At 63.6% G+C, this 1,312-nt stretch carries 1 protein-coding gene; it reads right to left on the bottom strand.

What is annotated here, in order from left to right; all coding sequences use genetic code 11:
- Positions 1–5 precede the first annotated feature (5 nt).
- Positions 6–1,310 (bottom strand): UDP-glucose dehydrogenase family protein, encoded by a 1,305-nt coding sequence (locus HUN39_RS18915; RefSeq protein ID WP_175095975.1) that lies wholly within the window; start codon positions 1,308–1,310, stop codon positions 6–8.
- Between the last annotated feature and the right edge of the window lie 2 nt (positions 1,311–1,312).

Here is a 1,312-nt window from a genome sequence, read left to right as displayed (position 1 = left end):
TCCTCTCACGTCCGTCCGACGCTCACATAGGTGAAGCCGCGCTTGCGCACGTCGCCGGGGCGATAGACGTTGCGCAGGTCGACGATGATCGGCTGCTTCAAGAGACCCCTGACCCGATCGAGATCAAGCGCGCGAAAAGCGTCCCATTCGGTGACGATGGCGAGCGCGTCGGCGCCTTCCAGCGCCGAATAGGCGTTGTCGTGGAAGGTGACCTCCGGCATCAGCGGACGCGCCTGCGCCATGCTCTCGGGGTCATAAGCATGCACCTGCGCCCCGTCGCCGGCGAGCGAAGCGACGATGGCGAGCGAAGGCGCGTCGCGCATGTCGTCGGTGTTGGGCTTGAAGGCCAATCCCAGGAGCGCGATCTTCTTGCCGCGCACCGAGCCGCCGAGCGCGTTGATCACCTTGCGCGCCATCGCCCGCTTGCGCGCGTCGTTCACCGCGACGACCGTTTCGACGATGCGCAGCGCCGCGCCTTCGTCCTGTCCGGTCTTGATCAGCGCCAGCGTATCCTTGGGAAAGCAGGAGCCGCCATAGCCCGGCCCGGCATGCAGGAATTTCCCGCCGATGCGCTTGTCGAGGCCGATGCCGCGTGCGACCTCCTGCACGTCGGCGCCGACCTTTTCGCACAGATCGGCGATCTCGTTGATGAAGGTGATCTTCGTCGCCAGAAAAGCGTTCGCCGCGTATTTGGTGAGCTCCGACGTGCGGCGCCCGACGAAGACCAGCGGCGGCGCGTTGAGCGACAGCGGACGATAGATTTCCTCCATCACTTCTCGCGCGCGCGGATCTTCGACGCCGATGACGACGCGGTCGGGGCGTTTGAAATCCTCGATCGCGGCGCCTTCGCGCAAGAATTCAGGATTGGAAACGACGGTGAAATCGGCGTCCGGATTGACTTCGCGCATGATGCGCTCGACCTCGTCGCCGGTGCCGACGGGAACGGTCGATTTATTGACGATGACCGTGAATCCCTCGAGCGCCTTGGCGATGGTCTGTGCGGCGGCGTAGACGAAGGACAAATCCGCATGGCCGTCGCCGCGCCGCGACGGCGTGCCGACCGCGATGAACACCGCGTCGGCGCCTTTGACCGCCGGTTCGAGTTCGGTGGTGAAGGAGAGGCGCTTCTGTTCAACATTATTGGCGACGAGTTCGTCTAGGCCGGGTTCGAAGATCGGAATTCCGCCCGCCTTCAGGCGCTCGATCTTGCTCGCGTCCGCATCAACGCAAATGACGTTATGGCCGAAGTCGGCGAAACAGGCGCCCGAGACCAGACCTACATAACCAGAGCCAATCATCGTAATGTTCATCA

This window comes from Methylocystis silviterrae (assembly GCF_013350005.1).
Classification (GTDB): Bacteria; Pseudomonadota; Alphaproteobacteria; order Rhizobiales; family Beijerinckiaceae; genus Methylocystis; species Methylocystis silviterrae.
The sequence above is the reverse complement of the archived record's forward strand: the minus strand, read 5'-3'. Positions and strand labels throughout refer to the sequence as shown.